The sequence below is a fragment of the Nanoarchaeota archaeon genome (assembly GCA_018897155.1).
GTDB lineage: Archaea > EX4484-52 > EX4484-52 > EX4484-52 > LFW-46 > LFW-46.
The window spans coordinates 1-8,787 of sequence record JAHILE010000052.1 but is presented as its reverse complement, the minus strand read 5'-3'; the positions used below and the strand labels follow the sequence as shown (position 1 = coordinate 8,787).

The 8,787-nt window shown below is 38.6% G+C and carries 13 protein-coding genes; 10 read left to right on the top strand and 3 right to left on the bottom strand.

What is annotated here, in order from left to right:
* From KKB09_07100 to KKB09_07055, 10 genes are all read left to right on the top strand, one after another.
* On the top strand, nt 1-623 hold a 623-nt coding region (locus KKB09_07100; protein MBU4300953.1), incomplete at its 5' end, for a hypothetical protein.
* 179 nt (nt 624-802) lie between these two features.
* A complete protein-coding gene (locus tag KKB09_07095; protein MBU4300952.1) occupies nt 803-991 on the top strand; it encodes a hypothetical protein in 189 nt (62 codons plus the stop codon).
* A 207-nt stretch (nt 992-1,198) separates the two neighbouring features.
* Nucleotides 1,199-2,122 (top strand): hypothetical protein, encoded by a 924-nt coding sequence (locus KKB09_07090; GenBank protein ID MBU4300951.1) that lies wholly within the window; start codon nt 1,199-1,201, stop codon nt 2,120-2,122.
* Between the two features lie 334 nt (nt 2,123-2,456).
* Nucleotides 2,457-2,900: a hypothetical protein gene (locus KKB09_07085; GenBank protein ID MBU4300950.1), complete on the top strand. Its 444-nt coding sequence runs from the start codon at nt 2,457-2,459 to the stop codon at nt 2,898-2,900.
* 66 nt (nt 2,901-2,966) lie between these two features.
* A complete protein-coding gene (locus KKB09_07080) occupies nt 2,967-3,149 on the top strand; it encodes a hypothetical protein (GenBank protein ID MBU4300949.1) in 183 nt (60 codons plus the stop codon).
* Nucleotides 3,146-3,361, top strand: a complete 216-nt coding sequence (locus KKB09_07075; protein MBU4300948.1) for a hypothetical protein — start codon at nt 3,146-3,148, stop codon at nt 3,359-3,361. The genes KKB09_07080 and KKB09_07075 overlap by 4 nt, the downstream gene beginning before the upstream one ends.
* Nucleotides 3,354-3,995: a hypothetical protein gene (locus tag KKB09_07070; GenBank protein MBU4300947.1), complete on the top strand. Its 642-nt coding sequence runs from the start codon at nt 3,354-3,356 to the stop codon at nt 3,993-3,995. Before KKB09_07075 ends, KKB09_07070 begins: the two co-directional genes overlap by 8 nt.
* Nucleotides 3,996-4,264: 269 nt before the next feature.
* On the top strand, nt 4,265-4,933 hold the full coding sequence (locus tag KKB09_07065; GenBank protein MBU4300946.1) for a hypothetical protein: 669 nt from the start codon (nt 4,265-4,267) through the stop codon (nt 4,931-4,933).
* Between the two features lie 42 nt (nt 4,934-4,975).
* Nucleotides 4,976-5,659 carry an SGNH/GDSL hydrolase family protein gene (locus tag KKB09_07060; protein MBU4300945.1) on the top strand — a complete coding sequence of 228 codons (684 nt, stop codon included), beginning with the start codon at nt 4,976-4,978 and terminating at the stop codon, nt 5,657-5,659.
* Between the two features lie 300 nt (nt 5,660-5,959).
* Complete coding sequence (locus tag KKB09_07055) at nt 5,960-6,394, top strand: hypothetical protein (GenBank protein MBU4300944.1); 435 nt, start codon at nt 5,960-5,962, stop codon at nt 6,392-6,394.
* Nucleotides 6,395-6,653: 259 nt separating this feature from the next.
* Here KKB09_07055 and KKB09_07050 read toward each other — a convergent pair whose 3' ends face one another.
* From KKB09_07050 to KKB09_07040, 3 genes are all read right to left on the bottom strand, one after another.
* Complete coding sequence (locus tag KKB09_07050) at nt 6,654-7,433, bottom strand: nucleotidyl transferase AbiEii/AbiGii toxin family protein (protein MBU4300943.1); 780 nt, start codon at nt 7,431-7,433, stop codon at nt 6,654-6,656.
* Between the two features lies 1 nt (nt 7,434).
* The gene (locus KKB09_07045; protein ID MBU4300942.1) at nt 7,435-8,256 is read right to left on the bottom strand and encodes a hypothetical protein; all 822 of its coding nucleotides are present in this window, start codon (nt 8,254-8,256) and stop codon (nt 7,435-7,437) included.
* A 41-nt stretch (nt 8,257-8,297) separates the two neighbouring features.
* Nucleotides 8,298-8,787, bottom strand: a 490-nt coding sequence (locus KKB09_07040) for a PGF-pre-PGF domain-containing protein (protein ID MBU4300941.1), incomplete at its 5' end; no start/stop codon positions are given.

Here is an 8,787-nt window from a genome sequence, read left to right as displayed (position 1 = left end):
TTCTTGACGGGCGGGGGCGACTCTTCGGCACTTCGTGCCTTGCCCTCACTTCGTTCGGATCGCTGAACAAGGGTTTTTACGGCTCACTCTGGTTCGCCCAAATCGTTCGCTTCGCTCACGACTTCGCAAAAACCCAGAGTTGTGCGAAATTGCTAAAAATAGGTGGTGGATTTAAAATGAATAATAGATTTCATGGTGTTTCCAGTTTGTCTTTGATATTCTTATCAATTTTGATTGGACTATTAGCTATATTGGGCGAATCCTTTCTGATGGGGTTAGTGTATATTGCAACCATTCTGATCTCTATACCAATACTCATTTACTCCTATTGCTCAAAGTGTATTTGTAGGTTAGATTCATGTGGTCATATTTTCCCAGGTAAGTTATCAAAGTGGCTGCCACCAAGGAAACAAAGTAATTATAGTTTTTGGGATATATTAGGAGCGATACTACCCCTGACAGTCCTATTTGTATTTCCTCAATTTTGGCTTTGGAAAACAAAAATCTTATTGTTTGTCTTTTGGGTGTTGTTTATTATAGCATTTGCTGAAATCAAACTATTTGTTTGTAAGGAATGCAAAAATGAAAAATGCCTAGCATATGTTAAGAAAAAAATGGGGTGACATAATATTGCAACTTCGCACAACAGCGGATAAAAGGCTTCGCTACGCTCCGCCCAAATTGCCTTCGGCAACTTCTTTTATCCGCGAAACGTTGTGCGAAATTCACTCCGCCCCGCCTCAAAAAGAAGATTATTTAAAGGTCGAATAAAAACTATTTAAAAGAAAGGAGATGTTAAATTATGATGGATACCAAAAAACTCTTATTGACTTTGGGAATACTTGCAGTTGTTGGAGCAATAACTGGAATCTTTGTAGAATTTTTAGGAGATATTTTCAGTTTAAATCCATACGCAAAAGGAATGGCAGTTGGATTAATAATTGGTTTATTAATATCTATTATTAATCCAAAATTTTACGAGAAAAAATAACTGGCGGGGCTCCGTGAACTCTCCGCTACGCTTCGGTACTATCGCACTCGCACAACAGCGGATAAAAGGCTTCGCTACGCTCCGCCCAAATTGCCTTCGGCAACTTCTTTTATCCGCGATACGTTAAGTGAAATCGAAAAAAAGAGCACAAATGTCTATTTACAAAAAGGAGAATATTTATAAAAACCATCAATAAGTAATTAAAGTATGTATGTTGACGAACTAGATTTCTTAGGAGTATTCCCCTTTGAAAAAGAAACACCAAAAGAATTTTCAACTCGCGGAGAAACCTTTTTACAAAAAGCCTATGAACTTAAAGATGATTTGAAACAAAAAGCCATTGATACACTTGAGCAAAACAATTTTTTCAAAAAACATTGGTATCAATTTGGAATGACTAAAAAAAGGAAATTAGAATTAGCCGATGAAACCTATGAATATTTTATTTCGGAATATAACACAAATCCCGACTGGGTTTCCATAATTGAGGGAGAACAAGGATATTTTGGCGGACAACTGAAATGGATAAAATTAGACAAAACTAAAATTCCTATTGCAGAAGTATCTTTTGGAAAAGAAGATGATTTGGAGTATTTCAAAAAAATAAAACGGCATGAAATCATAGAATGTATTCGGGATCCATTAAGTGCATATGTTCATCCAAATTCATTCATACTACCTTGGAGATCTAACGAATGGTTGCCAGAAGAGAATAGTATAAATAGGTTATCTAAAATTGAAAAATATCACCCATCGGGCGAAATTGCAAAAGTTTTCGTTTACGGAAATATCTACTTAGGAAGTATATCAGAATTTCTTGCAGTTTTAAATTCGGATACGGGGTATTCCGTAGGGGGCATTGGTCTATTCTATATGGGTTATAAGTTTTACGATAGTTTGAGAAAAATAAACCCTACATTAGCAGCATATGACAAAATACTTCTTAGCGAGGAAGAAGATTCTGCTGAAAAAAAGGACGTTCAATATTCTTTGTTGCGCCTTAAACCTCCAGAATTTAGAAATATTGCAAAAACAATGAAAGATACAGATTCGGGAATAAATGCTATTAAAGAATTTTTGAAAAAAAGAAAAAATTTGCAATCGGAGATAATTCTGAATAACATATTATAACGTGCTCTTTCTTTCGACTCTCCTCCGCTTCGCTCCGTCGCCTTTTGTTGATATTGGTTGAGGTCACTTAACAAAGGATTTTGTCACTACGCCTATGGCTCCGTCCGAATCGCTACGCGACTCGACAAAATCCCAAAGGTTAAACTCAATTCGAAAACCCGCCTACTTTTTCACATTTACGTGAGTGGGGCGCAGATTTGAGGAATGACAACGATCAGTTCAACAATTAATTATTCGGTATGATGGGGTATGAATGGAAATGTATTTAAACAGGGATGACTAATAGTTCATAGAAGCAGCAATACAAAGACCGATTTGTGTGGGGTTATATGCGATGCAAATTACAAAAAGGACACTTTTAATTTTGGTTATGGGTCTATTGATTGTTTTCGCGTTTCCAAAAGATACTTCTACATGTGCATCTAAAAGGCTTTGTTTTGGCTATACTACTATGGAGACTCAAAGATTTACCTGGCTTGTTGTCGAAAATTCTAGTTTGGAAAATCATTATGCTAAGTTTAAAAATTGTAGAGGTTTTGAACTTGCGCTTAGTCAAAGGAAAACGGGTTGTCCTATTCCTGAGGCCCCGTATGATGGACGACTTGTTGAATGTGAAAATATCATATACCGTTGTACTCAGGATGGTTCTAATTTAGTTAAGGGTGTAAAGTGTTCTGAATGGCAGCGTGCTTGTCAAGAGATAATCGTTAAGGATGTAATTCCCATTAATATTGAAAACAAAAGTCAAACCGGAATTCAGTCAAATTATCCGCGATAGTTTGTTAATTTATGAAAAGTATCCGTCGCTTGAAAGCTTAAATTCTAAACTAGTCTATATTATGCCATGGACCCTCGAGAGCGCTTTTTGAAGATATACGCAAACATTCCTCTGAACCTAAGAAAGGAAATAATCCTTGTGTTTGACAACGAGCCGATAACGTGGAATGTCGCGTATGTTGAAATATTTAATAAAACCGATAAAAGCAAAAAGATACTTAAAAAATTAGAAGAGTTGAAATTGATATGACCGACGAACTTTCAGAGGATATAAAGAAGCTTGTAATCGTTCGCTTAGAAACCCTGCCATCGAATAGGAAAATCTCAATAGGATCACAAGGCGAGTTTACAAAGGACGAGCTGATAGATCATGTTAAAAAGGAAGACTCAATAGGCAAAAAGATGATAGAGGTAGAATTGGAGTTCTTAAGGGCGATAAAAGAAGGCGTAATGTATGAGTAAGACGTATCTCGTTACAAGACCAGAACATGACACTACTACGCATTATTTATCCTATTGGAACAAAGAGATGATAAACGCGGCTCAAAAGAAAGGAATGAAAGTTTTGGATCTCAATCGTGAGGATGCAAACCGGCAAAAATTCGAAAGCATGATAATCAAAATGTCTCCCAATCTCGTGGTGCTAAACGGCCACGGAGACGACAACACGGTTACAGGACATAATAATCAACCGTTAGTAAAAGCAGGGGAAAATGAAAGTCTGCTAAAGTCAAAAATCGTTTATGCTTTATCGTGCAGGTCTGCAAAAATTCTCGGACCAAAAAGCGTAGAATCAGGAGCAATAAGCTATACCGGTTACGACGATGATTTCATTTTCTCTTATGAGCCAGAAAATATTTCGAGGCCGCTTCATGACGGAACCGCGAAACTATTTCTTGAGCCATCCAATCTGTTTGTAGATTCGCTGATAAAAGGTAACACCGTAGATGAATCGCGGAAAAGAACAGAAAATCTTCTTAGAAAGAATCTCGTCAAATCATTAGGAAGTACCATTGCGGATGCCAGTTTGGCACGGTTTCTATGGTGGGATTTGAGGCACTTTGTCTCTCACGGAAATATGGATGCTACTCTCTAATGTTTTCTGCGCCCCGCATCATACGTTAGCGGGTTTTCGAACTCTTCGCTCGCCTTCGGCGGCTTGTCCTCACTTCGTTCGGAGAGCTTAACATGCGCTTTAACGGATTTTCTGCGGAAAATCCCAAATCGCCTAACGGCGACTTCGTAAAATTCCCGAGTTGTGCGAAATTGCGAGCCCGCCCCAACGATACGACGAATTGTGCTAAAGTACGTAGATTTATTGTGCGGTAAGGCATTTTTAAATATTTGCTGATAGAACATCAATTGGTGGTAACATTGGAAAAAGTTTACAGTTTTATACATAAAAATTTTGGAGAATTTGCCCCCGGTATAAGTAAGGACGATATGGATCAAAGAATTATTGTTGATAATATTCCTGTTGAATACAAAGAAAAAATAATCGATGACTATAAAGAACTATTTGGTGGATTAGGCTTTGATATGAACGTTGAAGACTTATTGAATGCTTCAAATCAATTTTCAAAAAAGATGCAAGACGATCTTCCTTTTTTACGATATAAAAATCTTAATGAAACAAGAGCAACCCATGCAGATCAAAGAGCCATATTTTATGAATATTTGAAATTATTGGAAAGCGGGAATGTTAAACTAAGCCAATTAATCAATTCCAGCCTGCTTGATTGCACGGGAGAGACATTGTTACTGATGGAGGCTTTAAAGGATTGGAAACTTTACCATGGAATTAGTGAGAGTGGAACTATGAGGGCTCATACTTTTTTAGCAAAGGAATTTGAAATTGGTGATAAAAAATACGTGGCTATTATTGATCCCACCGAATTAGACCTTTATAGGCATTCTACTATGCCTCATGGTATCTGTAGTTCTTATATCAAGTCTCACGGCCTCGTTTTACCTGTAGAAGAATTTGAAAGGATTGGTTATGTTCTTGACCCAATTAATGAAGTTAGTGAATGAGTAAGGTATCATCTTTTATAACTTGAAATACAGTAATATGTTATGATGATCAAAACACAACCTAAAATATTGTATTTTTCAGACGCGGACAGTGTTGACTTTGAAGAAAAAAGAGAGGCAATTGATGTTATATGTGTTGGTGATAGCATAACAGGCTGGAATAACATCCGAATGGAAAAACTAAGAACTTATAGCGGACCATTTCCAACATACCCTCAATTTCTTCAGGAAAAACTATCGGAAATATTAGGCGTCGCAGACTATGGAATATCTGGAGCACTCAGTAGAGATGAATTAGTTTATGTAAAAGATGCTCTAACGCGGTTTCCAAATGCCCAGTATGTTGTTCTTGGATTTGGAACAAATGATATGGGACAGGAGTCTGATTTAGAATCAACTAGCGAGGAAATAATAAATAATTACAATAAAGTGATACAGGTCATTTCGGAAAGGGCAAAACCGATTTTAATCAATGTTCCGTATTTAAATGAATCAATGACTCCAAGGGAATTTATAGCTGAATCAAAAAAGAGAAGAGATTACCACAACCAAAGGTTAAAACGATATTGTGACTCAAAAAACATATATCTCGTAGACATATGCTCCGTTCTTAATGATGATTGTTTTTCAGATGCCGTCCATCCAAATGAAAAAGGAGCAAGGTTAATTGCAAACGAGTTATATAAATTACTTGTAGAAAAAGTAATGCGACGGCCGGTGATGTAAATTTTGTCAAATTCTTTGGGTATTGTGTCAGAATATTGTATAATGGTCGAATAAAAATTAAGCGGATACAACGACGGGGGCGGGCTCGCAACTCAAATTGCTTCGCAATTTGCCCTTCGGGTCGCACAACAAGCGGCTTTACGGTTTCAGCTACTCCGTAGCTTTCACCCAAATCCTCGCCACGCTCGGACTTCGTAAACCCGCCGAGTTAAACTCAATCGGCGGCGGCTCGCACGACTATTCGGCTTTTACCGAACAATTTCAGAAAGCATATAAATACGGTAAGACACATGTTAAGGCATGAAGCAAAAATATCTTTTGGCGTTGGCGATACTGGGGATACTCCTTGTTAGCGGGTGTATTGGAGAAAAACCAAAACAAGTTAACGCTTCTGATATTATAGACAATCCGCAGTCGTATGATGGCAAGGCTGTTACTCTTAGTGGCGTCGTAGTAAGAAACGTGGGAAATTTCTTTGGTCCAGAATACGAATTAGCGGTATTTGATAATTCAAAAGAGTTTAACGTGGAAACTGCAGACCAGATTGCATTGATACCAAAAGAAGGTTCTAGCCTTCTTGATCTCTCAAGAACTGTGAGTTATACTTTTGACGGACGCAACTACAGTCTTATTGAATATCATGCAATAACTTTTGAAGGTACAATCCATTATGTTGGTGAAGCCAGCGATTCGCCACCATTTTATTTCGAAGTAGAAGGAATTTTAGAAGTATAGAAAAATATCTGGACGCACTTGCGAGCCGCCGCCGACTTCTCCGTTCCTCGGGCTTCGCCCTGCGGTGCTCGACCGCTTTGGTTCTATTGATGAGCGGGAGCCTAACATGCGCTTTAACGGAAACTCTGCGGAGTTTCCCAAATCACTTCGTGACTTCGTTAAAGCGCAGAGTGAAACTCAATAAAATTTCCATTTCCGACGGGGGAGTTCCCGCCGTCGTTCCGTTAAAGCAATTATCATTACTCTGATTCACCCTACATTATAGTTTTTTTAACATAAGCTCCAATTCGTTTATGACCTGCTCAAAATCAGGCAGATTCTTCACCAACTCTTTCAACCCCGCTTCCCAGAAACTTTTCGCGGTTTTCCTCTTTTCCTTCTCAAAAATCAGCTCCTTCCTGAACTCTATTCCCTTGAACCTGCATTTTTCATCCAAAAGTTCCCGTATTTTTTTCATATCAAACTCTTGGGTTTTCAGCAGGAGCCAGACATCATAATAATCTCTGCTTTTGCCTCTCTGTATGATGCTTCTTATTTTCTCAGCCAATACTTCGTTAAGGGAGTACGCATAAACTGAATACGATTCAATATCTGGATACGGCGATTTTATTGTTTTATGAGCCGGTTTTTCAATGACTTTCTCGTTAAACGTTATGTCCACACGTATCCTGTTCTTGGCATTTAGCGGCCCGATAAACTGCACGCTTGCAATTATGCTACCTTCAGTCTTATGAAACGAGCCAAAATCCATCCGGACAGATGATTCGCTTTCAATGTTTCTGAAAACCTCGTTTAGCAGGTTTTCCATATCCGAAATCTTAAGGTTTAAGGCAGTAAAGTCTACGTCATGCGAGAATCGCCATGTTTCCTGAAAGTAAACCTTTTTGATGGCTGTTCCACCTTTGAATAGTAGACTTTTCCCGATTTTGGACGCATATATTCCTTTCAGCAACCAATCTATCGCATAGTCTTTTTCAGTAAGGCCGACATTCATGCCCCGCACCCTTGCAATTCGCCTTATGTCCTCTTCTGTCAGCATATTACCACTTTGTCAGTTCATTTTCGCTTACGTTTATCCGCAGTTTCCATTTTGAATTTAGTTTGCCTTTCTTCTCTTTCGTTGGGTCTAAAATCGAGTAGCTGGCAGAAACTTTATTTTCAAGGCTTTTTGTCTTTGTTTCTAAACCGAGAAAATTAAGGATGAATCCAAGCCTTTTTATCGCTGCATTGTTTTTCATTTTCAAGGCATATGTCGCCAGCTTATCAAAGTTAAGCTCGTCTTTTGCATAATGCATCGATTTGACTATTTCCTCTATGCCGCCACAGTATCTTGGCTTGTCCAGACAGTCGATAATCGTTTTCTCCTTATCAGAAATCTTTACCTTGTAGCTTGAGACTGGAATCTCTCTAAATCCAAAAAACTTATGGGCTGAAATGAATACGAACTTATATTTTATCCCGAAAATTTCCCGGTCCTTTGCCTTTTTCCTCGTTGCGACGAAAACCGTGCTTGGGACCTGCTCTGTAAACCCATAATGGTTTAGGGCAGTCCAGTACGCGATATAACACGGCTCTGCTACCAATGATGCAAGCACAAATTCGTGTTCTGTGTATTCGCCTTTAACGCCTGCGGCCAAAGGCACAATGAGATATTTTCCCTTTACTATGCTTATAATCCATTTCTTTTTCTTCATCCGTCCGACAATAACTTTTGCATTTTCATAGCTGCATTTTAATACGGTCATGACGTTGTGTAGGGAGAATATGTTCTTTCTGTTCTCGGAAAGGAAAGCTAACAAGTACGCTTCTTTTTTAGATAATCCTTTTCTTTTTTCGCTCAAAGTAACAGATTTTGATACCATAGGTATATTATGTGTGTAAGAAGTATAAAAGCTTGATGTGCCTATTTCCTACTCTTCCTCTTTATTCCGTCTATGCGCCTCTGGATATCGTCGAGGTCTTTGGTTTTTGAAGAATTCACTTTACGCGAGATTTTTGGTTTTGTAAAGATGTTTTTTACTACGGGCGCAGGTTGCTCTTTAATAGTCTCTTTCATTGCTTTGTGCAATACCTTGCTTCTTGCCACCCATACGCCGACAATAATTACCAGAATTGCAATAACATACCCGACATACGAAGGCTTGGACTTTTCCGGTTCGCTCGGCGTTAATTGTTCTTTAGGCGTTTCCTCATTCACAGACTTCTGTTGCGCCGGATTCTCATTTACAGGCTCTACAACAGGTGCAGGCGCCTGAGCCGCCTGCGCTTTCTCTCCGACAATCGCAAAATAAGAAAATGCGTTAGTATATGCACGGTAATAATTCACAGTCGCGGTTGAATTGAGCAAATCCGTCTTCAGCTTGTTCCAGCCGTTTTCATAGCGAGCAAGCCAT